Annotated in this window: 19 protein-coding genes; 18 read left to right on the top strand and 1 reads right to left on the bottom strand. The window is 48.0% G+C overall.

Annotated elements, in window-relative coordinates; genetic code table 11:
• The first annotated feature begins 47 nt into the window (after positions 1–47).
• From lepA to MHB43_RS22950, 15 genes are all read left to right on the top strand, one after another.
• A complete protein-coding gene (gene lepA, locus MHB43_RS23020; protein WP_036615097.1) occupies positions 48–1862 on the top strand; it encodes a translation elongation factor 4 in 1815 nt (604 codons plus the stop codon).
• Between the two features lie 207 nt (positions 1863–2069).
• Positions 2070–3254 carry a radical SAM family heme chaperone HemW gene (gene hemW, locus MHB43_RS23015; RefSeq protein WP_339178085.1) on the top strand — a complete coding sequence of 395 codons (1185 nt, stop codon included), beginning with the start codon at positions 2070–2072 and terminating at the stop codon, positions 3252–3254.
• Between the two features lie 118 nt (positions 3255–3372).
• Positions 3373–3843 (top strand): N-acetyltransferase, encoded by a 471-nt coding sequence (locus MHB43_RS23010; RefSeq protein ID WP_017687214.1) that lies wholly within the window; start codon positions 3373–3375, stop codon positions 3841–3843.
• A 255-nt stretch (positions 3844–4098) separates the two neighbouring features.
• A complete protein-coding gene (gene hrcA, locus MHB43_RS23005; RefSeq protein WP_076211670.1) occupies positions 4099–5130 on the top strand; it encodes a heat-inducible transcriptional repressor HrcA in 1032 nt (343 codons plus the stop codon).
• 44 nt (positions 5131–5174) lie between these two features.
• The gene (grpE, locus tag MHB43_RS23000) at positions 5175–5738 is read left to right on the top strand and encodes a nucleotide exchange factor GrpE (RefSeq protein ID WP_076211668.1); all 564 of its coding nucleotides are present in this window, start codon (positions 5175–5177) and stop codon (positions 5736–5738) included.
• Between the two features lie 160 nt (positions 5739–5898).
• The gene (dnaK, locus tag MHB43_RS22995; RefSeq protein ID WP_339178081.1) at positions 5899–7743 is read left to right on the top strand and encodes a molecular chaperone DnaK; all 1845 of its coding nucleotides are present in this window, start codon (positions 5899–5901) and stop codon (positions 7741–7743) included.
• A 129-nt stretch (positions 7744–7872) separates the two neighbouring features.
• Positions 7873–8997 (top strand): molecular chaperone DnaJ, encoded by a 1125-nt coding sequence (gene dnaJ, locus MHB43_RS22990; RefSeq protein ID WP_062835521.1) that lies wholly within the window; start codon positions 7873–7875, stop codon positions 8995–8997.
• Positions 8998–9237: 240 nt separating this feature from the next.
• Complete coding sequence (locus tag MHB43_RS22985) at positions 9238–9606, top strand: hypothetical protein (protein WP_017687219.1); 369 nt, start codon at positions 9238–9240, stop codon at positions 9604–9606.
• Positions 9607–9634: 28 nt separating this feature from the next.
• Entirely contained in the window at positions 9635–9814 is a 180-nt protein-coding gene (locus MHB43_RS22980; RefSeq protein ID WP_339178079.1) for a YfhD family protein, read from the top strand.
• Positions 9807–10199 carry a hypothetical protein gene (locus tag MHB43_RS22975; protein ID WP_221821967.1) on the top strand — a complete coding sequence of 131 codons (393 nt, stop codon included), beginning with the start codon at positions 9807–9809 and terminating at the stop codon, positions 10197–10199. Before MHB43_RS22980 ends, MHB43_RS22975 begins: the two co-directional genes overlap by 8 nt.
• 190 nt (positions 10200–10389) lie before the next feature.
• Complete coding sequence (gene prmA / locus MHB43_RS22970) at positions 10390–11355, top strand: 50S ribosomal protein L11 methyltransferase (RefSeq protein ID WP_339178076.1); 966 nt, start codon at positions 10390–10392, stop codon at positions 11353–11355.
• Between the two features lie 3 nt (positions 11356–11358).
• Positions 11359–12039, top strand: coding sequence for a site-2 protease family protein (locus MHB43_RS22965; RefSeq protein ID WP_339178074.1), 681 nt, complete (start codon positions 11359–11361; stop codon positions 12037–12039).
• Positions 12040–12177: 138 nt separating this feature from the next.
• The gene (locus MHB43_RS22960; RefSeq protein ID WP_339178072.1) at positions 12178–12942 is read left to right on the top strand and encodes a 16S rRNA (uracil(1498)-N(3))-methyltransferase; all 765 of its coding nucleotides are present in this window, start codon (positions 12178–12180) and stop codon (positions 12940–12942) included.
• A gap of 2 nt (positions 12943–12944) precedes the next feature.
• Positions 12945–14291 carry a tRNA (N(6)-L-threonylcarbamoyladenosine(37)-C(2))-methylthiotransferase MtaB gene (mtaB, locus tag MHB43_RS22955; protein ID WP_339178069.1) on the top strand — a complete coding sequence of 449 codons (1347 nt, stop codon included), beginning with the start codon at positions 12945–12947 and terminating at the stop codon, positions 14289–14291.
• A gap of 113 nt (positions 14292–14404) precedes the next feature.
• Entirely contained in the window at positions 14405–14839 is a 435-nt protein-coding gene (locus tag MHB43_RS22950; protein WP_221821973.1) for an NUDIX hydrolase, read from the top strand.
• Positions 14840–14902: 63 nt separating this feature from the next.
• On the opposite strand, the gene MHB43_RS22945 is transcribed toward MHB43_RS22950, so the two are convergent.
• Positions 14903–15904 (bottom strand): Na/Pi cotransporter family protein, encoded by a 1002-nt coding sequence (locus MHB43_RS22945; protein WP_017687227.1) that lies wholly within the window; start codon positions 15902–15904, stop codon positions 14903–14905.
• A gap of 554 nt (positions 15905–16458) precedes the next feature.
• On the opposite strand from MHB43_RS22945, the gene MHB43_RS22940 reads away from it, so the two are divergent.
• The 3 genes from MHB43_RS22940 to addA all read left to right on the top strand — a co-directional run bounded on the left by MHB43_RS22940 (position 16459) and on the right by addA (position 25995).
• On the top strand, positions 16459–17835 hold the full coding sequence (locus tag MHB43_RS22940; RefSeq protein ID WP_405130482.1) for a class I SAM-dependent rRNA methyltransferase: 1377 nt from the start codon (positions 16459–16461) through the stop codon (positions 17833–17835).
• Between the two features lie 232 nt (positions 17836–18067).
• The gene (gene addB / locus MHB43_RS22935) at positions 18068–21571 is read left to right on the top strand and encodes a helicase-exonuclease AddAB subunit AddB (protein WP_405130481.1); all 3504 of its coding nucleotides are present in this window, start codon (positions 18068–18070) and stop codon (positions 21569–21571) included.
• Positions 21568–25995 (top strand): helicase-exonuclease AddAB subunit AddA, encoded by a 4428-nt coding sequence (gene addA / locus MHB43_RS22930; RefSeq protein ID WP_339178060.1) that lies wholly within the window; start codon positions 21568–21570, stop codon positions 25993–25995. The genes addB and addA overlap by 4 nt, the downstream gene beginning before the upstream one ends.
• The last annotated feature ends 24 nt before the right edge of the window (positions 25996–26019 follow it).

Here is a 26019-nt window from a genome sequence, read left to right as displayed (position 1 = left end):
CTGTTATAATGAAGTGATTGACACTAGGCTGTTTCTGGGGGTAAGGAATGACTGACATTCGGGCAAGACAACGTAAAATTCGTAACTTTTCTATTATTGCACATATAGATCACGGCAAATCAACACTTGCGGACCGGATCTTGGAGCACACAGGTGCGCTCACTTCACGTGAAATGCAGGAACAAGTTCTGGATAAGATGGACCTTGAACGTGAACGTGGAATAACGATCAAGCTACAAGCAGTAGCCTTGACTTACAAAGCGGATGATGGTGAAGAGTATTTATTGAATCTGATTGATACACCGGGACACGTAGACTTCACGTATGAAGTATCACGCAGTCTTGCTGCATGTGAAGGTGCTCTGCTGGTTGTGGATGCGGCTCAGGGAATTGAAGCCCAAACACTTGCCAACGTGTATCTGGCATTGGATAACAATCTTGAAATTTTACCGGTTATCAACAAAATTGACCTTCCGAGCGCTGATCCTGAACGGGTGAAGCAGGAAGTGGAAGATGTTATTGGTTTGGACACAAGTAATGCGGTTTTGGCTTCGGCCAAATCAGGAATCGGAATCAAAGAAATTTTGGAGCAAGTGGTGAAAAGTGTTCCGGCACCAACTGGTGATCCTGACCAGCCTTTGAAAGCGCTGATTTTTGACTCGCACTACGACCCGTACAAAGGTGTAATCGTATATGTGCGTGTTGTTGACGGCAAAATCAAATCCGGTTCCAAAATCAAAATGATGGCAACAGGGAAATCATTTGAAGTCATTGAAGTTGGAGCGTTCAAACCTCGTATGACCATCGTGGACGAGCTGAACGTCGGGGATGTTGGATTTATCGTTGCAGGTATCCGGCATGTTGGCGATACACAAGTCGGGGATACGGTAACGGATGCCAAAAATCCAACACCGGAACCTTTGCCGGGTTATCGTAAAATTAACCCAATGGTGTATTGTGGTCTCTATCCGATCGAAACATCGGACTATGTTGATCTGCGTGAAGCGTTGGAGAAATTGCAGTTGAACGATGCGTCTCTGAGCTTTGAACCGGAGACATCCAGTGCACTCGGTTTTGGATTCCGTTGCGGATTCCTTGGACTGCTTCACATGGACGTTATCCAGGAGCGGATTGAGCGGGAGTTTAACATTCCGTTGATCACAACGGCACCAAGTGTAATCTATCACGTCACCTTAACCAATGGTGAAGTGATGAAAATCGACAACCCATCCAACTATCCTGAGGTGGGCCGGATTGATTACGTCGAGGAACCATACGTCAAGGCAGATATTATCGTACCGAATGATTATGTAGGTACCATTATGGAGCTGTGTCAGACTAAACGCGGTGAATATGTGAATATGGAATATCTGGACACAACTCGGGTTACCATTACCTATGAGATTCCGCTGTCCGAGATTGTATATGACTTCTTCGACCAGTTGAAATCCGGTACCAAAGGATATGCATCCCTGGATTATGAGCTGTCCGGTTACCGTCAGTCCAATTTGGCGAAAATGGATATTGTACTCAATGGCGAACAGGTGGATGCTCTGTCCTTCATCGTTCACCGTGACCGTGCCTATAACCGCGGACGCATTGTCTGTGAGAAACTGCGTGAGCTGATTCCACGGCAAATGTTCGAGGTGCCAATCCAGGCATCTGTAGGTACCAAAGTCGTTGCTCGTGAAACGGTAAAAGCAATGCGTAAAAACGTACTTGCCAAGTGTTATGGTGGTGACATCTCGCGGAAACGGAAACTGCTTGAGAAGCAGAAGGAAGGTAAGAAGCGGATGAAGCAGGTTGGTAACGTTGAGGTGCCGCAAGAGGCATTCATGGCGGTACTGAAAATTGATGATTAAACAATCTATTTTGAGGTACAACACAGAATGTGTGTATTCAAATTAGATTAAGGAGAATTCAATTTCGGGTACATCACATAATGTGTGTATCGAAATTGAATTGTAGGACGTTTGCTTGCAAACGTGGGTACAACACAGAATATTAAATAACTAAGCTGAAAGGGAAGCCGGATGGCTTTCCTTTTTTCAAATAGAGGGGGACTTGCCATGACATTGGCAGCACACAGCCGGAAGACAGGTGCGCCCCAAGCGGTGTATCTTCACATTCCCTTTTGTACGAATAAATGTTTTTATTGCGACTTTAACTCCTACGTTCTGAAAGATCAGCCCGTGATGCAATATCTCGAAGCGCTGGAACGGGAGATGGAACATACAGTTAAGGCCAATCCACCGGGCGAGATCAAGACCATATTTGTAGGTGGGGGTACGCCAACAGCTCTGAAACCGGATGAGATGGCAGTATTTCTTCGTTCCGTGAAGACGTATTTCCCAAATTGGGCAGACGATATTGAATTTTCGATGGAAGCCAACCCGGGAACAACGGATGCGGAGAAACTCGCTGCGATGAAAGAAGGCGGCGTCAACCGTGTCAGCTTTGGCGTACAGGCTTTTCAGAATGATCTGCTGACAGGCATTGGCCGTATTCATAATACGGATGATGTATATCGCAGTTTGGAGAATGCTCGAAAAGCAGGCTTGAATAACCTGTCCATTGACCTGATGTTTGGGTTGCCAAACCAGACCGTAGAGATGTTGAATGAGAGTATCGACAAAGCGCTGGAACTGGATCTGCCACATTACTCCATCTACAGCCTGAAAGTGGAAGAGAATACACTCTTCCATACACTGTATCAAAAGAACCAGTTACCACTTCCTCATGAAGATGATGAGCTGGAGATGTATCTTCTATTAATGAGACGTATGAAAGAAGCAGGCTATGGACAATACGAGATCAGTAACTTTGCCAAGCCGGGCTTTGAGAGTCGTCACAATATTACCTACTGGCGTAATGAGGACTACTATGGTCTGGGTGCAGGTGCACATGGATATGTGGGCCGCGAACGGCATATGAATATTAAAGGTATAAATCCTTATGTTGAAGCTTCACGAGCAGGGCTGCCTCGTCTGGATCATTTTGAGATTGCTCTCCCGGAAGCCATGGAAGATTATCTGATGGTTGGACTGCGAATGTTGGAGGGAGCTTCGGCCTCACGTTTTAGCGAACAGTTCGGAGAGTCCATGGAAGAAGTGTTTGCGAAGCCTTTGGGCAAAATGTTGAACGCAGGGTTGCTTGAGCGGACGGCAGACGGCTTCCGACTGAGCGAGCAGGGTATCCTGTTCGGAAATGACGTTTTTGCGGAGTTTATCGGGTCCATATCGCTGAATTCATAGCTTGAAATTCTATACGCTCTGTTGTATATTTATTCATATTGATTTTACAGGGCGTGTTAATTTAACAACTACGAAGTCAGCTTTCCTCTGGAAAGCTTGGTAATAGGAGGAGAGCAGGATGTCGGTAATATGCAGAAAAGCCGTGCCGGAAGATGTTGAACCACTGTATGAAATGATTAAGGGCTATGCAGAGCGTGGGATCATGCTTCCGCGATCACGGGAAATACTGCACCGACAGCTGGAGCACTTTGTTGTAGCCGAAGTTGATGGTGAAGTGGTGGGCTGCGGCTCGCTTTGTCGTCTGGGGAATGATTTGGTGGAAGTCAGATCACTCGGTATCTCGGAAGGGCATAAAGGGCTCGGTATTGGCTCCCGATTGCTGGATCGACTGGTAGAAGAAGCGGAGAAACAACAGATTCCTAAAGTTATGGCGTTGACATATGAAGTATCCTTCTTCCTCAAAAACGGCTTTGCCGTAGTGGAAAAAGAGATTTTCCCTGAGAAAGTATGGACCGACTGTGTTCATTGCAGCAAGCAGGATTGTTGTGATGAGATCGCGGTATTAAAAGAGCTTAACGTTTCAGCCTAACAACTAAATGGACTGCATGGATCGAGCCGAGTCAGCCTCTGCCCTACATGCAGTCCTTTTTTACTTCAAAGTATGTTCATTAAAGTTGTTAGGACTTGTCGACATTGGTCTATACTATAAATAGATGAGCCCACTCATCAAACTCACTTGACAATGTTCACGTCAGTTTGGTATTTTTGTATTACCGCTTAGCACTCATCTAACTGGAGTGCTAACGACATGGGACAGTACAGTCAGAAGGAGGGAATACTCACCATGTTAACTGAGCGTCAACGAATGATTCTGAACGCTATAGTGGATGACTATATCCGTTCAGCTGAGCCCGTAGGGTCCCGGAGCATTTCCAAAAGGGGAGATGTTGGATATAGTCCGGCGACGATCCGTAATGAAATGGCGGACCTTGAAGATATGGGTTTCCTGGAACAGCCGCATACATCGGCAGGACGCATTCCTTCTCATAAAGGCTATCGATATTACGTCGATCATTTGGTTCCCTGGAATCAGGTGGAGCCTCAGGAATTGGACGATCTGAAGTCGTTCTTCGCCGAAAAGCTGAATGTCATGGAACAAGTTATTCAACATGCATCCAATATTTTGTCACATATGACGAATTATACTTCGATCCTGCTTGGACCGGAAGTATTCCATACGTCCCTTCGCCACTTCCAATTGCTTCCGCTGAACGAAAGTGAAGCTGTGGCAATCATTGTGACCAATACCGGTCAGGTGGAGAACAAGACGGTCCAGATTCCTCCAGAAATCTCGGTAGCCGAGATGGAGAAAGTGGTTCGACTGTTGAACACCAAGCTGGTTGGTGTGCCAATTTACAAATTGAAATCCCGTCTCTATACTGAACTTGGGCAAGAGATGGAACGGCATATTACACGTTACGAGGAAGTTATGCAAGTGCTGAACAGTGCCTTTGACAACGAACACGATAATCGTCTGTTCCTCAGTGGTGCCACCAATATGTTGACTCAACCGGAGTTTAAAGATATCGAAAAGGTCAAAGATATTCTTGACCTGCTGGAAGAGACACCAACACTCATGAAATTGATGATGCCCGTGCCGGGTGGATCTGGTATTCAAGTGCGAATCGGCACTGAGAATGATCATGAAGCCTTTGCCAACTGCAGCCTGATTACAGCCTCCTATTCATTGGACGGTGAGGCTTTGGGTTCGATCGGTATTCTAGGACCCACGCGGATGGATTACGCACGTGTCATTCATATTCTAAATACACTATCCCGTGACTTGACGGCGATGCTCACGCATCGTTTCAAATAAGATTCGGGAATGAACCATTTCATTCGTATAAGGAGGTGAACATCTTGAAAGAGGAGCAATCATTTACAGAAGAACAAGAGGTAACAGCAGCTGAGCAGGAGCCTATTAATGAAGCTGGCGCTGCAGAAGCACAAGCTGAAGAGATGGCTGATCAGGAGCAGGATGAGCTTGCACGTCTGAAGGCAGAAGCTGAGGAGCAACAGCAGCGTTATGTCCGTGCACAGGCTGATTTTGATAACTTCCGTCGTCGTACTCAGAAGGAAAAAGAAGAATTGGCTAAATACGCTTCGATGAAGCTGGTCACCGAACTGGTACCGGTTATTGATAACTTCGAGCGCGCCATGGCTACTGTACCGGAAGGAGCAGAGGTCGAATCTTTCTCCAAGGGCATCCAAATGATTTTCCGTCAATTGGAAACCGTAATGAATAACGAAGGCCTGACGGCAATGGAATCGGTAGGACAACCGTTCAATCCTGAATTCCACCAAGCAATTATGCAAGTGGAGAGCGACGAGTACGAAGAAGGTATCGTTGTTGAGGAAGTCCAAAAAGGCTACATGCTGAAAGATAAAGTGCTTCGTCCAGCTATGGTTAAAGTCAGCTCATAATTCCTTATAGGAAGGAATGAGTCGGCTCCATAGTTGAACAATGTGGGCGAAGTTTAATATAAAGGTTTGTACACATAGAGCACGATTAGCAACATGAACATCTAAATAAGGGTCAGATCAGACCCATTCATTTTAAATTGTTGAGGGAGGAAATTTTCGGATGAGCAAAGTAATTGGTATTGACTTAGGAACAACAAACTCATGCGTAGCAGTAATGGAAGGCGGCGAGGCTGTCGTAATTCCAAATCCGGAGGGCGCACGTACAACTCCATCCGTAGTTGGTTTCAAAAAAGATGGAGAGCGCGTTGTTGGTGAAACTGCAAAACGTCAAGCGATCACCAATCCGGATCGTACCATCATGTCGATCAAACGTCACATGGGTACTTCCCACAAGGAAACAATCGATAGCAAAGACTACTCCGCACAAGAGATCTCTGCAATCATTCTGCAAAAATTGAAAACTGATGCTGAAGCTTATCTGGGTCAAACGGTAACTCAAGCCGTTATCACTGTACCAGCGTACTTCAATGACAGTCAGCGTCAAGCGACTAAAGATGCGGGTAAAATTGCAGGTTTGGAAGTTCTGCGTATCGTCAACGAGCCTACAGCAGCAGCTTTGGCATACGGTATGGAGAAATCCGAAGACCAAACGATTCTCGTATATGACCTGGGTGGCGGTACGTTCGACGTATCCATTCTTGAACTGGGTGACGGCTTCTTCGAAGTTAAAGCAACGAGCGGGGATAACCAACTGGGCGGGGATGACTTTGACCAAGTAATCATTGATTATCTCGTAAGTGAATTCAAAAAAGATCAAGGCATTGACTTGAGTAAAGATAAAGCAGCGGTTCAACGTTTGAAAGATGCAGCGGAAAAAGCGAAAAAAGAACTTTCCGGTGTATTGACTACAACAATCTCCTTGCCGTTCATCACGGTTGCTGATGGCGTTCCACAGCATTTGGAGTTGAACCTGAGCCGTGCGAAATTTGAAGAAATCTCTGCAGGTCTGGTTGAGCGTACGCTTGAACCAACTCGTCGTGCATTGAGTGATGCGGGTATGACAGCTAACGATATTGACAAGATCGTATTGGTTGGTGGTTCCACACGTATTCCTGCAGTACAAGAAGCAATCAAAAAACTGACGGGTAAAGATCCACACAAAGGCGTTAACCCCGATGAAGTTGTAGCTTTGGGTGCTGCTGTACAAGCGGGCGTACTGACAGGTGATGTGAAAGACGTTGTATTGCTTGACGTAACTCCATTGTCCCTGGGTATCGAAACTGCGGGTGGCGTATTCACAAAAATGATCGAGCGTAACACAACGATCCCTACAAGCAAATCTCAAGTATTCTCCACATATGCAGACAATCAACCTAGCGTTGAGATTCATGTTCTGCAAGGTGAGCGTGAGATGGCAGCAGGTAACAAATCGCTTGGACGTTTCATGTTGGGTGATATTCCACCAGCTCCACGTGGCGTTCCACAGATCGAAGTTAGCTTCGATATTGATGCCAACGGTATCGTTAACGTATCTGCAACAGATAAAGGTACTAACAAAACTCAAAAAATCACAATCACTTCTTCCAGCGGTTTGAGCGATGCTGAAGTTGAGCAAATGATGAAAGATGCTGAGTTGCACGCTGAAGAAGATAAAAAACGCAGAGAACTCGTTGAAGCGAAAAACAGTGCAGATCAATTGATCTACTCTGTTGACAAAACGATCAAAGATCTTGGCGAAAAAGCAGATGCTGGCGAAGTTGAAAAAGCAAATGCTGCCAAAGAAAAACTGCAAGGCGTTCTGGCTTCCGACAACCTGGAAGATATCAAAGCTGCTACAGAAGAGCTGACAGAGATCGTTCAACAACTGTCCGTGAAACTGTATGAGCAAGCTCAGGCGCAAGAGCAAGAAGCACAAGGTGCTGAAGAGCAACAAGGTTCCGCTAAACGTGATAACGTCGTAGACGCTGATTACGAAGTTGTGGATGAAGATAAAAAACAAAACTAATTCGTAGTTCTACGCGAATTAAACATCGGTGACGTTCGAATTAGAGGGAAAGTCATAGCCGGGGCTCCCGCGCTTTGGCTTTCCTTTTGTCACGATGTGCGATAAGGTGAATGATATGGGGGTGGAAGAGTGGCTGAAAAGCGTGATTATTATGAGGTGCTTGGCGTTAGTAAAACGGCTAACGACGATGAGATTAAAAAGGCTTACCGTAAGCTTGCCCGTCAGTATCACCCTGACGTAAACAAGGCTGCTGATGCGGAAGCTAAATTTAAAGAAGTTAAAGAAGCTTACGACGTAGTGAGTGACGGTCAGAAGCGTGCACAATATGATCAATATGGTCATGTCGATCCGAATCAAGGTGGATTCGGTGGTGGCGGTGATTTTGGCGGCGGTGGATTTGGCGACATCTTCGACATGTTCTTTGGCGGCGGTGGCGGTGGACGGCGTGATCCAAATGCTCCGCAACGGGGGAATGATCTGCAGTACACGATGACGATTGAGTTCAAGGAAGCTGTATTCGGTAAAGAAACGGATATTACGATTCCGCGTACCGAAGGCTGTGATACCTGTCATGGCTCAGGTGCCAAACCTGGAACGAAACCGGAAACCTGCTCGGTCTGCCAAGGTAGCGGTCAGCAGGAAGTCGTGCAAAATACACCGTTTGGTCGTATGGTTAATCGTCGTGCATGTTCGAACTGTAGCGGTTCGGGCCAAATTATCAAAGAAAAATGTACAACGTGTAGTGGTAGCGGTAAAGTCCGCAAGCAACGCAAAATCCATGTCCGCATTCCAGCGGGTGTAGATGATGGCGCGCAACTGCGTATGACAGGTGAGGGCGAGGGAGGCCTGCGTGGCGGACCAGCGGGAGACCTGTATATTGTCATTCGCGTGAAATCACATGATTTCTTCGAGCGTGAAGGTGACGATATTTATTGCGAAATCCCACTTACCTTTGCTCAGGCAGCTCTGGGAGATGAAGTTGAAATCCCAACGTTGACCGAGAAAGTGAAGTTGAAAGTACCAGCTGGTACACAAACGGGAACGTATTTCCGACTCAAAGGCAAAGGCGTACCACGCCTACGCGGTATGGGGCAAGGAGATCAACATGTGAAAGTGGTTGTAGTTACACCTAGTAAGCTGAATGACGAGCAGAAGGATCTGCTTCGCCAAATTGCTGCGCTGGATGGAGAGCAAACACATGAGCATGAACAATCTTTCTTTGATAGAGTGAAACGCGCCTTCCGCGGCGACTGAGAATAAAATAAAGCAAATTCTTAAGGACACCACAGCGGTTTTTGCCGTATGGTGTCCTTTTTTGTACGCCTTTTTTTAGTGGTTCAGTGATTTTGGCAAAATTCATGGATCTATGCTACAAAGAACGACAGCAATTTGTGAGAGCATTCGGTATATTCTGAGCGAACTTGCGGAAAGATAGCATGGCGAGAATGATATGCATAGCTGATATGCGAGAAATTAGGGAAGCAGGTGAAGCGGATGACCGAGAAAAATATTTTGGCGTACTTTCACAGCCCGGAGCAGGCTCAAGGGGCAGCCAAAAAACTGGAGGCATTGCGAGTGGAGGACCTGTCAATTAATCGATTCAGCCGTTATGCGGGTGTAGGACCAAGTGGCGCTTCCTACAAGCCGGGCGTTTCCGGCAGTTTTTCATCATGGGTGCCCGATTCGATGCAAACAAATGCCAGTGCTGGAATCATGGCGGCGGCGGACCCTTCTGCAAGCGGCATGAGTGATGGTGGACAGGGTGGCCCTACAGGAAGAGATGTATTACTAACGGTCATCGTAGATGAATCGGTACATCACCGCGCTATGTCTATTATCGAACAAGCCGGTGGAATGATCTAGTTTCCCAATTTGAAGGAGGAGCATTACAATGGCAGAACATGAACGTCCAGGCAAGATTTTAACGAAAACGGAAAAGATGAAACGTATGCAATCCGCAAAAAATGAGGACGTGGAATTCAGCGCTGAAGCTGCGGATCATGAAGATGTTGAAGCACTACGCCGCAGTGAAGCGGCTGATCGACGACAGGGACGGGAGCTTAATGACTGAAGATCGCTCGGCAGTGACCCTCGAAGCTGTTTTTACAAGCTGGACTGAGGCCGAGTCTGCACGCAGAGCCCTCGAATTGTTGCACCCGAACCAATTGAGTATTGAGAGCCTTGGCAATGAAGCGTCTGCATTGGACTCAAACGATGTTAAGAGCTTCGATAATTCTCCTACGGCCGTTGTCGGAGGGTTTAGTGGCGAACTGAATGTACTTGCCCTGATTAGTGATGAAACGGAAATGTTGTCCAATGGTCAGGTGTATGATTCACCCAAAGAGGACTCGGCAAACAGGCTGAAACAAGAAATTTTGCTGACCGTGTCCGTATCCAACGATTCGCTCCCGCAAGCCGCAGAGATGATCACACAGAATGGTGGGCGTTTTTGCTAAGTGAGATTCGAATTATACAAAATGCTGAAGTAAATGAAACAGATATGTATGAATAGATGACAGGATATTCGAGCAGTCAGGCTGCGGATATCCTGTTTTGTTTTTCTTTTACTGGTGCGGCTTTGTGCTCCGGCTAGCTTGTGTAGTACAATAGTTGGGATGTTTGAAAAATGAGGAGGAAAAACCAAGTATGTTATGGCATGAACTAACAATACATACCACAGAAGAAGCTGTGGAGATGATTTCGAATTTTTTACATGAAGCGGGTGCTGGAGGGGTTTCGATTGAAGAGTCCGGTACTTTAAATAAAAAACGGGACACGACATATGGGGAGTTATACGACGTTCCTTTGAATGATATTCCGGAAGGCTTTGCGGTCATCAAAGGGTACTTCTCCGAAGGTACGGACATGGTTGCATTGCAGTCAGAAGTTAATCCAAGAATCGAAGAACTCACTGAATTCGGAATTGATACGGGTGAGGTTCGTTATGAGACACGTACAGTGGATGAAAATGACTGGGCAACGGCCTGGAAGCAATATTTCAAACCGGTACGTGTATCAGAACGTCTGACGATTAAACCAACGTGGGAAGAGTATACGCCAGAAAGTCCGGATGAGAAAATTATTGAACTTGACCCAGGTATGGCTTTTGGTACAGGAACTCATCCAACGACTTCCCTCTGCTTGCGCACACTGGAAACGGTTATTCAAGGCGGCGAGGAAATCATTGACGTAGGTACAGGTTCTGGCATTTTGGCAATTGGAGCGATAAAGCTTGGTGCTAAACATGTGTTGGCGCTTGATCTGGATCCAGTTGCGGTCATCAGTGCCAGAGAGAATGTGGAACTGAATGGGCTGGAGCAACAAATTACGGTTAAAGAGAGTGATCTGTTGTCCGTCCTCGGGAGTCAGGACCCTGCGCTAGGTGTGCAACTGCCAGTTAAGGTTGTCGTGGCGAACATTCTGGCTGAGATCATTTTGTTGTTCGTAGACGATGTCTATCATGCGCTTGAGTCTGGTGGTACCTATATTGTATCCGGCATTTGGAAGAACAAAGAGCAGGTTGTACATGACGCGCTGGTATCCTCCGGGTTTGAAGTTAGTGCGATCCACCGTGATGAGGATTGGCTGGCGTTTGTAGCCAGAAAGGGGTAACGTATGGACTTTTGGAATTCGTTCTTTCGTTATCCGATCGATCAGCTTCCTTTTTTCCTGCTGACCATCCTGATCGCATTTACGGTGCATGAATTCTCGCATGCGTATTTTGCCAACAAATTCGGTGATCCGACAGCCAAGCTGTTGGGTCGGGTCACGCTGAATCCGGTTGTACACTTTGACTTGTTTGGTGTGCTGTTGCTCATTATTGCCGGCTTTGGTTGGGCACGTCCAGTTCCGGTTAATCGTGCTAACTTCGACAAACCTAGATTGATGGGCATCATCGTATCCGCAGCAGGGCCTCTGAGCAATCTGTTGCTCGCGATCATCGGTACAATCATCTATGCTTCACTGGTTGGTTCGGGCGCACTCGGCGGCATTGATAATGAACGGTTGCTGACAGCAATCACAACGTTTTTCGCTATCTTTAACTTAACCAACTTTTTCCTGTTCCTGTTTAACTTGATTCCGTTGCCCCCACTGGATGGTTATCGGATTCTGGAAGATATAGTGCCACCTTCAATCAGCCGCAAGATGCAAGGGGTGGAGCAATGGTCCATTTTTATCTTCCTATTGATTCTTGTTATACCTCCGTTGCAAAATGTGACGATTCAACCTTTGTATGAGTTTGCGCAAACGATGTATGTGGATCTGGCAAAGCTGGTTATTGAATTATATCGCTAAAAGCGCATCGTGTTTTGGGCTGATATACTGGTCAGATACACGTAAAAGTTGTATGATCATCTGTGGCGATTGGATTCACGCTTGTCATCAGGCGGGGTGAATTCCAGTCATAACAGGACAGAATGGGTGGATTGACTAATGCAGCGATATTTTGTATCTGCAGAACAGTTTAATGAACACGCTGTGATCATCACAGGTGATGATGCACGCCATATCGGCAAGGTTATGCGTGGTAAACCTGGAGATAAACTGATTGTCAGTGACGGAAACTCCAGAGAAGCACTCGTGGAAATTGAGACCATTGAAGTTGGCCAAGTTACTGCAAATATTGTAGAGTCTTTGGCTATGGACCGTGAAGCACGGATTCGTGTAACCGTGGCACAAAGTTTGCCCAAGGGTGACAAGATGGAAACAGTCATCCAGAGGTGTACTGAGATTGGGGCGGTATCATTTGTACCCTTCCTATCAGAGCGTACGATTGTGCAATATGATGCCAAGAAAGAAGGCAAACGGTTGGAGCGGTGGCGGAAAATTGCCAAGGAAGCTGCAGAACAGAGTCACCGGAATCGTATTCCATCCGTTGAGCAGCCGCTTTCCTGGAAAGGGCTGTTATCTTCTTTTGAGGGCTATAGCCTGGTATGTTATTGTTATGAGAAAGAAAACGGTAAACAGCTGAGAGATGCACTGAAGCCGTTTATAGAGCAGCTTGCACCTGATGCAAGTGCAGAAGTTTTGATCGTGGTTGGACCGGAAGGTGGATTTTCTGAGAAGGAGACGGCAGAGGCAGATCAGGCAGGTGCTGTGTCTGTTGGACTGGGCAAACGCATTTTGCGTGCTGAGACAGCTGGAATGGCAGCACTAACTTGCGTGCTATATGAATCCGGAGAAATGGGAGGAATGTAATTATGCCATCCGTGGCGTTTTACACCTTAGGCTGCAAAGTTAATTTCTATGATACAGAGGCGATTTGGCAATTGTTCAAAAACGAAGGTTACAATCAAGTGGACTTTGATGAACAGACAGCGGATGTATACTTGATTAATACTTGTACAGTAACCAATACCGGCGACAAAAAGAGCCGTCAAATTATTCGTCGTGCCATTCGGCGCAACCCGGAGGCGATTGTGGCAGTTACAGGCTGCTACGCGCAGACTTCTCCGGCAGAGATTCTGGACATCCCAGGGGTGGATCTGGTTATCGGTACACAGGACCGTGACAAGATTTTGCCATATGTTAATGAAATTCAGGAGTCCCGTCAACCGGTTAATGCGGTGCGTAATATTATGAAAACCCGTGTGTTTGAAGAGATGGATGTACCTGATTTTGCTGATCGTACCCGAGCATTCCTGAAAATTCAGGATGGATGCAATAACTTTTGCACATTCTGCATCATTCCGTGGTCTCGTGGTCTCTCACGCAGCCGTGAGGCGAATAGCATTATTCAACAGGCGCATCAGCTCGTACACGCCGGATACAAGGAGATTGTTCTGACCGGTATTCATACAGGTGGGTATGGTGATGACATGGAGAATTATGATCTCACCGATCTGCTGTGGGACCTGGACAAGGTAGAGGGGCTGGAGCGTATTCGAATCAGCTCGATTGAAGCCAGTCAGATTGACGACCGTATGCTCGACGTGATCAAACGTTCGGACAAACTCGTTCGCCACTTCCATATTCCGCTGCAAGCGGGTGATGATACGGTATTGAAACGCATGCGCCGCAAATATACGACAGAAGAGTTTTACAACAAGATGCTTCGCATTCGGGAAGCAATGCCGGATGTAGCGATTACAACAGACATTATTGTTGGATTTCCAGGTGAGACGGATGAGATGTACCGTAATGGCTATGAGTTGATGCGGAAGATCGGTTTTTCCGAAATGCACGTATTCCCTTATTCCAAGCGTACGGGTACACCAGCAGCACGGATGGAAGATCAGGTGGACGAAGAGGTCAAAAATGCACGTGTGCATGAACTGATTGACTTGTCTGAGCAGATGCAACTGGAGTACGCTGGGCAGTTTGTCGGACAGGTACTGGATGTTATTCCCGAAGGTGAAGCCAAAGGCCGCGAGGGAAGTGGCAAGCTGCACGGTTATAGCGACAACTACATTCAACTGGTCTTTGACGGAACGATGGATATGGTCGGTAAAGTGTGCCGAGTCAAAGTGGTTGAAGCCGGCGTCAACGAGAGTCAGGCTACGCTGGTACGTGTGTTGGAAGAGAATCTTAAGTCCGCCGCGATGTGATCGAGGCGTCAGAAACAAGGATTTCATTTCCTTGGGGAGCTTACCCGGGGAGATGAGGTCCTTCTTTTGCAAAAAATAAGATAAAGATATCGAAGTTGATGGGGGAGAGCACGATGAACAAAAAAGAAATTTCAGCAGGCGGAGTTGTTTATAGAACAGGGGAAGACGGACGTCTTCAAATTCAGCTTATCGTAGATCGTTATGGTAAAACAACTCTCGCCAAGGGCAAGATGGAAGATGGAGAAACAATCGAACAGACGGCACTGCGCGAGATTTTGGAAGAGACAGGTATGGTGGGTCGCATTGTAGAGCCGGTCGATATCATTGCTTACACGTACCAACATGCAGATTTTGGCCCGGTGGACAAGGAAGTTCATTATTATCTCGTTGAAGCCGAGAGTGGTGATCTACAGCCTCAGATTGAAGAAATCAAGGGTGTGGATTGGTATGCTCCAGAAGAAGCATGGTCCTTACAGCAGCAGAGCGGATATGATAATAACGATGATATCTTGCGTGTAGCCCTGAACAAGTTAGGCTTTAACGTATAACGAGGTATAGTTCTAGTTCGAGTCAGTTAGCCGCGAGTTCTGTGGGTCTGCATAGGCAGACCATCAAGCCACGGGTGACTTCGCCGCGGGGGCGTGAACCGGTGGTTTTTTGTGCCAGATTGGCAAGTAACAGAATGGCAAAGCAAGCAGTGAACTGGTGATGTTAAAAAGGGTCTGGGCATGCGCAATCTGTGCCCCGTTATCCGCTGACAGCCAGGCCGAAGCTGCATGCAGCTGGCCGATCAGCGGCATAAACAGCAGCGCTCCCGCAATGTTTAATACAACATGGGAGGCTGCGACAAATTTGCCTGCGGATGCTCCACCCGCGGCAGCAATCACAGCGGTGATGCAGGTCCCCACATTGGACCCGATCACAATGGCGATGCCGATCTCCACAGGCAATACCCCTGTGGCAGCGAGCGTAATCGCCATGCTAATGACAGCTGCGCTGCTGTGAATGAGCGCTGTCAGACAGGCACCTGCCAGGAAGCCCCACCACAAGCTGTCGGCCGAGCGGTCGAGAAACCATTGAAATACGCCCATGCTCCGCAAGGGTAAGGCAATGGATTGCATCACCTGAATGCCTGTCATAACAAGTGCAAATCCCGCAGCTGCGAGGAAGCTGTACTGGATGTTAAACAGAGTCTGGCGCGTGCGTTCAGGAGCGGCCAGATTGCGTTCACCAAGAACAACAAACATGGCCCAGCCCGTTAGCGACAGGACGAGTAGCGGCAGGGAAGCGCGTCCGATCTGCAGTCCCACCAACTCCGTCGTCAGGCATGTCCCGATGTTGGTGCCGAGGATGATGCCGAGTGTGCGTCCATAGGTAATTAATCTGGCATTAGCCAGTCCAATGGTGAGTACGGTGACCGCAGTACTGCTCTGTAACAGGGCTGTTGCGCCCGCACTGAAGGCCATGCCTTTCCATGGAGCAGAGGTGGCGCGATTGAGCCAACCTGCCAACATGGGCCCTGCCATGCGCTGCAAGGCCGTCTCCATCAGCTTCATGCCACCAAAAAAGATAATAAGCCCATAGAGTAGGGGCAATATCACATCTCTAAACATAGAAATATCATTCCTTCCGTCCGGGTTCCTTAACTCATCCTATGAGTAAGAAAAGACAACCATGACAAGCCTAAAGGAATTCAGAGGGAAGTTACCTAAACTACCCCACCCCAATTCGAAAGATACGGTGATTCGTGCAAACGTAGCGAAGAAGACGAAATTGTTGCCGAAGAAGCGAAGCGCTCGCCTTTATCCCCGGGTTTTCCCTTTAAGAAAGGGAATCAAAAAAAATCTGGGGATAACAGCGATCAGAGGAACAATTCGTCGCTGTAGTGTCACTCATACAGCGCTTAAAGTAACAGCTTAGCGCCAACATGCTCTCAACTGCCCCACCCCAATTCGAAAGATACGGTGATTCGTGCAAACGCAGCGAAGAAGACGAAATTGTTACCGAAGAAGCGAAGCGCTCGCCTTTATCCCCGGATTTTCCCTTTGAGAAAAGGGAGTTCAAAAAAATCTGGGGATAACAGCGATCAGAGGAACAATTCGTCGCCGTAGCGTCTCCTTTGCACCAAACCTAGTTTTCAACTAACTATGAAAGAAGTGGATCTACCTTGCCATCAGTTACACTCGAACGCAGTCGCAAAAAGCGGCTTGAACATGCACATCCATGGATATTTAACAATGAAATTGCCTCTGTTGACGGAAACCCGGAACCGGGAGATCTGGTCAATGTATTGAATCATCAAGGTCGCTATCTGGCGACAGGATATTACAATCCCGCATCTCAGATCACTGTAAGAGTTGTAGCGTATCAACCGCTGGAGTCCGAACAGATGGACACCGCGTTTTTTGCAGCGCGTTTCCGCGATTGCTTGCGTCACCGTGAACGTTTTATCCAGGATGGAGAGGCATACCGTCTCGTTTACGGCGAAGCTGATTTTCTACCAGGCTTGATCGTTGACCGATTCGGCAGCATCCTCGTTGTACAGTTGCTTACACTTGGCATGGATCGTTGCCGTGAAGCCATCGTAAAGGCACTCATTGAAGTAATGCAGCCGGAAGGCATATATGAGCGCAGTGATGTCTCGATTCGTGAACTGGAAGGTTTGGAGCAGACCAAAGGTCCACTGTACGGAGATTGCCCAAGACATGTCACGGTTACAGAGAATGGACTACTCATTAAAGTGGATATCGTGGAAGGGCAGAAGACAGGTTACTTCTTCGACCAACGCGAGAATCGTGCAGCGATCGAACCGCTCATGAAGGGTTGGGGCTACAAGAGTGGAATCACACTACAAACGACCGAGCAGGATGGCACACAGCAGATGTTGCCTGTGAATAAAAGCGGTAAGGTAGTTACATTCCCTTATTGGGACGGTGCCACCGTACTGGAGTGTTTCTCACACACGGGAAGCTTTACGTTGAATGCTTGCAAGTATGGAGCCAAGAAAGTGACTTGTCTAGATATTTCGGAACATGCCATTGAGAGTGCACGAACAAATGTGGAGCTTAACGGTTTCACCGACCGGGTCGAATTCGTAGTTGCTGATGCATTCCAGTACTTGCGTGAACAAGTGAAAGGGCTGGATGAACGTACCGCACGTGCACGTGCAGGCGAACAGAAAGTGGATACATCCAAAGCGCTTGCAGCTGGCGGTAAAACATTTGATGTGGTCATCCTTGATCCTCCTGCATTTGCCAAAACGAAATCAGCAGTCAAAGGTGCATGCCGTGGATATAAGGATATCAACCTGCAAGGAATGAAACTGGTCAATGAGGGCGGATATTTGGTAACAGCCAGCTGTTCGTATCACATGCGTCCTGACCTTTTCCTGGATACGATTGCCGATGCAGCCGAAGATGCAGGCAAAGTGCTGCGTCTAATTGACTGGAAGGCAGCAGGTAAGGACCACCCGCAAATTTTGGGCGTGGATGAAGGACATTACCTGAAATTTGCTATTTTCGAAGTGCGCAGTAAAAAGAATTAGAAGAGTCTCGTTTCACTTTTTTTAATTTCTCGTGAGATAAAGTGAAGTTTAAATAAATGATACTTTTGGCAAAAAGTCCACAGTGTGATAGCTGCGGGCTTTTTGCTGTTTGGCTGTGTTAACGGAGATGATCTCCGTTTTTACCGGATAGTGGCAAACGTATGTTCCGAACAAAGTCAGATATGTTATACTGGGAATTAAAATCTTGTACGTGTAGTTTGGAGGATTAGACATGTCCGTTCGTTTTGTTATTGGCCGGGCAGGCAGCGGCAAAAGCTCGCTGATTACCCGGGAAATTACAACCTTGCTTCAACAAGAACCGCAAGGTAAACCTTTGATTTTACTCGTTCCAGAACAGAGTTCCTTTCGAACAGAGCAAGCGTTGGTGTCTTCTGGAGCAATTAAAGGTACGATGCGTGCAGAAGTGCTGGGCTTTCGCCGTCTAGCCTATCGCGTAATGCAGGAAGCAGGCGGTTCTGCTCGTATTCCGATCGGAGCCGAAGGCAAAAAGATGCTGCTCTACAAAGTTATCCAGCGCCGTAAGGAAGAATTGAAGCTGTTTGGTGCATCCGGCAGCCAGCTGGGTTTTATAGGCGAATTAAATGAGTTATATAGTGAATTTAAACGTTATGAAGTTGATCCATCATTGCTGGAAGACGGGCTGTCTGGAGGGAATACCTCATCCACTTCGCCGATTCTGGAGGACAAGTTGCATGACTTGAATCTGATATATCGTGACTATGAACAGGAACTGACCCATTTATATATTGATGATGAAGACACGTTGACTGAGCTGACAGATCGTTTGTCGGAAAGTGCATTGCTGCAGGATGCCCAGATCTGGATTGATGGTTTTCAGGGATTCACACCACAGGAGATGAGTGTGATTGGTCGACTGATGTTGCAGTCCTCTTCCGTGACGATTGCACTGACATTGGATCGTCCTTATGATCACGGCGCACTGCCTGGGGAACTGGAACTGTTCTATCCCACGGCAAGTGCCTATGCGCGCCTGAAAGGGATGGCTGACGAACTGGGTATACCGAGCGATATAACCGTGCTAGATTCGGAGATTCCACCGAGATACAAGGATCGTCCGGGACTTGCTCATCTGGAGGCTGGTTTCGACCGGCGAATTCGTTGGAAAAGTGAAGGCCTTGATTCCGGAATCCGACTGGTTGCAGCGGAGAACCGACGAGCTGAGATGGAGGGGGCACTGCGTGAGATGCGGCGTTTGGCGCAAAACGAAGGTGCGCGTTATCGGGATATGGCGGTACTTGTTCGTCAGTTGGATACCTACGCCGATATAGCTGAACCTCTATTCAGGGATTATGACGTACCCGTCTTTCTGGACCGCAGAAGAAATGAACTTCATCATCCATTATCCGAGTTTATCCGTTCCGCATTGGATATTGTTCGTCGCCACTGGCGTTACGAGGATGTATTTCGCTGTGTCAAAACGGATCTGCTGCTTCCGCGTGATGGTTCCATCACTCGTGAAGATATGGACCAGCTTGAGAATTATGTACTGGCTTGTGGTATTCACGGGTATCGCTGGACTGATGGCAAACCATGGAAGTATGTACCAAGCCTGTCGCTGGAAGACAACGGTCAGGATGGCCGTAGTCGAGGGCGGGACCAGATGCTTTCTCTAATTGAGAGCTGCCGAACGGTCATTACAGATTCCTTGGGTGTTTTTGAGAAACGAATGAAAAAGGCAAAGACAGCCAAAGCCCAGTGCGAGGCACTATACAGACTGCTGGAAGATGCTGAGATTCCATGGAAGCTGGAGAATATGTCTGCTGAAGCTAAAGCTCAGGGGGACCCCGAACGTTCGAGAGAACATCGGCAGATGTGGGGAGCTGTGCTGGATTTATTGGATCAGATGGTCGATATGATGGGGAATGAACGGCTGGATATCACGCTGTTTGCCGGGATGATCGAGACCGGATTGACGGAACTGAAGCTGGGTCTGGTACCACCGGCACTTGATCAGGTACTGGTTGGTTCCATGGACCGTACACGACTTCAGGACATCAAATACGTATTTATCCTTGGCGCCGTTGATGGTGAATTACCCGCCGTACCTCAGGATGATGGCTTATTAACGGAACTGGAGAGAGCGTTACTGACGGAACGTGGCATGGCGCTTGGACCAGGTGCAACAAGGCAGATGCTGGATGAACGTTTCCTGATCTATACGGCACTTACAGCCGCAAGCAGCCAGTTGTGGCTGAGTTACCCGGTTGCTGATGATGAGGGGAAAGCACTGTTTCCTTCCGAGATTGTCCGCCATGTACGGAAGATGTTTGGTTTACAAGAACAGCCATTACTCGCTCAACCACCGGTTGCGAACTCTGAAGAAGCGCATTGGTCCTATGTCACCCATCCAGGTCAGAGTCTGTCTGCACTCATTGGACAATTGCGCAAATGGCGCCGCGGAGAAGACATCCCTGAAATGTGGTGGGCGGTCTACAATTGGCATGTATCTCGAGAGACAAGCAGACCTCAGCTGGAGCGGTTGATGGGATCGATCTTTTATCGTAATCGGGCATTGCCACTACGTACAGCTACCAGTCGCAGATTGTATGGCACAGAGGTGAGGACGAGTGTTTCGCGAATGGAGCGTTTCGTCGCTTGTCCGTTCTCCCATTTTGCTTCGCACGGGTTGCGTCTCAAAGAACGGCAATTGTACCGCCTTCAGGCTCCTGATATCGGACAACTGTTTCATGCTGCACTTAGCCAACTGGCTATGCGGTTGCGTGAAGAAAATCGTAGTTGGGGCAGCTTGACTCCAGACCAATGTCGTCAGGAAGCCGAGCAAACCGTGGAGCAGATTGCACCACAGCTGCAAGGGGAGATTTTGCTAAGCACCAAGCGATACGGTTATATTTTCCGCAAATTGAAGGACATCGTGAGCCGGGCATCCGTTATTCTCGGTGAACAGTCCAGACGCGGAAGTTTTGAACCGATTGGATTGGAGCTTGATTTTGGACCGGATAAAACGTTGCCGCCACTACGTTTTGAACTGGAAAACGGCTGTGTGATGGAGATCGTGGGTCGGATTGACCGTGTGGATGTCGCAGAAGGAGAGAATGGTCTGCTCCTGCGTGTCATTGACTATAAATCAAGCCAAACGGACCTCAAGCTTCATGAAGTGTATTATGGTCTGTCATTGCAGATGCTCACCTATCTGGAGGTGCTGCTTAGTGCTGCCGAGGAATGGCTTGGAGAAACGGCGATGCCGGGAGGAACGTTGTATTTCCATGTGCATAACCCGCTGTTGCAATCTGCAAATGGCATGACATCGGAGCAGGCCGGACAAGAACTGTTGAAACGGTTCAAAATGAAAGGTTTGCTGCTCGCGGACCGGGATGCAATCGCACAAATGGACAACACCCTGGATAAGGGGTATTCAGCGATTATTCCAGTTGCTCTTAAGGCGGACGGAAGCTTTTATAGCAGCGCCGCTGTAGCTACGCCAGAGCAATGGGATACGCTGCTTGCTTCGGTTCGCAGTAATATCCGCGAGATTGGTACCCGGATTACGGATGGGGATGTGGCCATTGAGCCTTATCGTATTCAGCAGGAAGTGGCGTGCACGTTCTGTCCGTATAAACCTGTTTGTCAGTTTGATGAGAATATTGAAGGAAATGAATATAACCTGTTGTCCAAACCGGGCAAACAGCAAATCTGGGATATGTTATCTCACACCAAGGGAGGGGAAACATCATGACGAATATGCCAAAACCGGAAGGAAGCTTCTGGAGTGATGACCAGTGGAGTGCCATCTCGGAAAGCGGAGAAGACATCCTTGTTGCCGCAGCTGCGGGATCAGGCAAGACAGCCGTGCTGGTTGAACGAATTATTCGCAAGATCGCAGATCCCTCCCAAGGATTCAGTGTGGATCGTTTACTTGTAGCCACGTTTACCAAAGCGGCCGCCGCCGAGATGAAACAACGGATTCGGGAAGCGCTGGAACGTGCGCTTGAAGAACGGCCTGGAGAAGAGCATCTGCGTAAACAGCTGTCGCTGCTTGGACGGGCATCTATTACAACGCTGCATTCATTCTGTATGGAAGTCATTCGCCGTTATTATCAGCAAATTCCGTTGAACCCGGCTTTTCGTATATTGAATGAAAATGAAGCGGAAATCATGCGCCAGGAACTGCTTGAAGAACTATTTGAGGAAAAGTATGGCGAAGAAGATGAAGGTAGTACATTCCGCGAATTGGTCGACTGGTTCAGTGGAGAACGAAATGATGATGCGATGCATCGACTGGTGCAACGATTGTATGATTTCTCCCGCAGTCATTCCTGGCCGGATCATTGGCTCTCAGAGATGGCATCTGCTTTTCAGGTGGAAAGTGTGGAGGCACTTGGACATTCAGCATGGGTTCAGAGTATTTTGCGTGATGCGGCTCTTGCTTTGAGTGGTGCAGCAGGACTACTCCGTCAAGGCATTCATATTTCCATGCAGCCTGAAGGTCCGGCACCTTATGCAGATACGTTAAAAGAAGATCTGGTGATGGTGGAAGAGCTGCTGTCTGCGGTTGAGATTATGCCATGGGAGAGGTTGCCTGAAGTGTTTCAACCCGCTGCATTTGGCAAACTGAAACCCTGCAAAAAGGATCAAACGGACCCGGCTTTACAGGATCAGGTGAAAGAACTCCGTGAGGCTGCGAAAAAGGCAGTTACCGACCTGAAAGGTTCATTGTTTGGAAGAAGTGCTTTTTCGTTCTGGCAGGAGCTGGAGCAAGCGGCACCACTCATGCAGGAACTGTCGAGGCTGGTTAGTACATTTGGAGAACGTTATCGACAGGCCAAACAGGAACGGGGGCAAGTTGACTTCAGTGATCTGGAGCACTACTGCCTTCACATTTTGCGACATGAGGATTCAACGCCTGAACTGTCGATGCCTTCCGATGCGGCTATGGAGTACCGTTCGCGATTCGATGAAGTGTTGCTTGATGAATATCAGGACACCAATACGGTTCAGGAAGATATCGTGAAGCTCATCTCCAGAGAAAACCCGGGTAACCGATTCATGGTCGGTGATGTCAAGCAGAGTATTTATCGTTTCCGGTTGGCCGAGCCGGGATTATTTATGAACAAGTATCGCCAGTATGGAGCAAGCGCACGTGAGGATGGAATGGTGGAAGATCGTCTGTATCGTACAGGTCAACGTATTGATCTTGCACGGAATTTCCGCAGTCGTGCGGAAGTCGTGCATTCGGTCAATATGTTATTCCGGCAACTCATGAACGAAGGTGTGGCAGAGATTGCTTACGATGAACGAGCGCAACTGGCATATGGGGCTACGTTCCCGTCAGAGACGCTTGGCGATGAGGCGTATACACCTGAACTCATGCTGATCGATCGTCAGGGTGGTGGTCCTGATCTGACAGAGAGTACGGATGAGAATGGGGATGCATCGATCTCCGCAGAACTGGAGAGTGCCGAGCTTGAAACAGCCCAGTTGGAAGCGAGGGCGATCGCAAGGCGTATTCGTGAGATGGTTGGGGATACGGACAAACCTGCCCTCCATGTATATGACAAAGCCCTGCAAACGATGCGCCCGGCACGTTACGGTGACATGGTCATCTTGTTGCGTTCAACCTTGATGTGGGCTCCGCTCATGATTGAGGAATTCAGACAGCAGGGAATTCCTGCTGGAGGAGAACAGAGCAAGGGCTACTTCCAGGCTACAGAAGTGGAAATCATGATGTCTCTGCTTCAGCTTGTTGATAATCCAAGGCAGGATATTCCGCTTGCTTCCGTGCTTCGTTCTCCGATTGTCGGACTGGATGAAGAGGAACTGGCACAGATTCGGCTTGGTGACAAAAGACAGTCATTCTATGATGCGGTTGTATCTGCTGCTGGTGAATGGAACAATTCCTCCACTAATGCCGTACCGCAATCCCGTCAGGATAACGATCCTGATTCCAATATCGTCCAGTTACAGTGGCCGGAAGCCTGGTCAGAGATGGAACAGGGACAGCGGGAGACAGCAGCTTCAGTCGAGGCAGAGATCCTGGAGAATGGGTATGAATTCGATGTGCATACAGGGCATACAGATGGAATGCAGGATGCTGGTGTTACTGGACATGTAAGTGAGGATCTGGGCATAACGGAGATCTCAGGCTCGGAGTTACAGCAAAAATTAATTCGTTTTATGCGTCAATTGGAGCAGTGGAGACTTGAGGCAAGACAAGGCAGTCTAAGTGAACTGATCTGGCGTATGTATCGGGAAACCGGTTATTTGGACTGGGTTGGTGGTCTTCCAGGAGGACTGCAACGTCAAAGTAATCTTAAGGCATTGTACGATCGCGCACGACAATATGAGGAATCAACTGCGAATCGCGGCTTGTTCCGTTTCCTGACCTATGTTTCCAGACTGCGGGAAAACGGGGGAGACCTCGGGACTGTAACAAGTAGTTCTGGGGAGCAGGACAACGCCGTACGTATCATGACGATTCACCGGAGTAAGGGTTTGGAGTTTCCAATTGTCTTTGTCGGTGGCATATCCAAGATGTTCAATCAGCAGGACTTGAACGCACCGTTTCTAATGCATAAGGAACTGGGATTTGGTCCGAGGTTTGTGGATCGTGAGAACCGGGTTGCCTATCCTACATTAGCCAATCTGGCGATTCGTCGTCGTGCGCAATTTGAACTGCTTGCTGAAGAGATGCGTGTGCTGTATGTTGCGTTGACCCGTCCCAAAGAGAAAATGATTTTGCTGGGTACTGTAAAAGATGCCGCGAAAAAAGCGCTCGCGTGGTCTCAGGTCAAGGACAGCCCTGAACTGGCATTGCCAGACTATCTGCTTGCTGCTGGACGGAGTTACCTGGACTGGATTGGACCATCCCTGATGAGACATCCAGATGCGGTTGTGCTGCGTGAACTTGCTGGAAGCAATGATTCGTTCTCAGCTTGTCTTGCAGATGATCAATCACGATGGGCAATCTCTATTATTTCCGCCGATCAGGTGTCCCGTGACCATGTGGTGGATCAGACACTCGGAGAAGAAGACGGGATGACTGCGGTTCGGAAAGAGCGAATTGCTGCACTAAAAGCGGTTCAACCCGTGAAGTTGGTTACATCTTCAACGGTAGAAGAGCTGACGAAGAGTGCACAAGATACGGCTAACCAAAACATTGAAGATGAAGGTGCCGATACAGTAGCTCTTCAACTAGAGGAGACAGAACTGATCCACGAGGTTGATCAACGGCTTTCATGGACGTACCCCTACGAAGCAGCAACTCAAGTAGCAGCCAGTACATCTGTCACGGAGTTGAAAACGTTACTTGCGATGCAGGATATCCAGTCCGTAGAGGTGATGGAGGAACTGGGAGAACAGTCCGAGAAATTATTGGCTCACAACACCCCAGGAATCAATTACACCAAAGATGAAGCAGGCCATGTACTACGTGGCGTATCCGATGAATTTAACGAGCGCGAGACTGGATCAGGGTCAGATTCAAACCCTACGGTGAACGTTCCGGATGCGGGATCTGTGGGTACGTCTTTCAAACTGCACCTGCGTCGTCCGAAATTCATGGAGGCAACGCAGCTGACAGGGGCAGAACGGGGGAATGTGTATCATACGTTGATGCAGCATCTTCCTATAGATGGATCATCCGTTGATTCACAGCTTATTGAACAGACGATTGAGCGGTTGATTAAGCTTCAGATTTTGCTGCCCCATCATGCTGCGGCTATCGAACCTGAAGAACTGGCCGGATTTTTCAATACAGAACCAGGGAAAGAATTATTGCGTGCAAAGTGGGTGAAACGGGAAATTCCGTTTGTGTATGGACTTCCGGCACATCAGTCTCCAGTGGAATGGCTACATGAACGGGCGACGAACTCAGATATACAGATGTTAAAAGAAGATAGCAAAATGCAGGCAACGATTGAAAATGAAACCGTGCTTGTACAGGGGATTATCGATTGTCTGTATGAGGTGGACGGCGAGCTTGTCTTGCTTGATTACAAGACGGATCGGGTATTGGAGCATCGTGGTGGTTTGGGTGAACTCACCAAAAATTATCGCTTCCAGCTAGATCTGTATGGACGGGCCATTGAAGATATATTGGGACGGAAAGTTGATCGGAAATGGCTGTACTTTTTTGATGGTGGACATGCAGTGGAATTGTAAAAGAACTGGATCGGAATTGTAAAC

The sequence above is a fragment of the Paenibacillus sp. FSL H8-0317 genome, from assembly GCF_045040685.1.
Classification (GTDB): Bacteria; Bacillota; Bacilli; order Paenibacillales; family Paenibacillaceae; genus Paenibacillus.
This window is presented reverse-complemented; position numbering and strand designations above follow the sequence as displayed.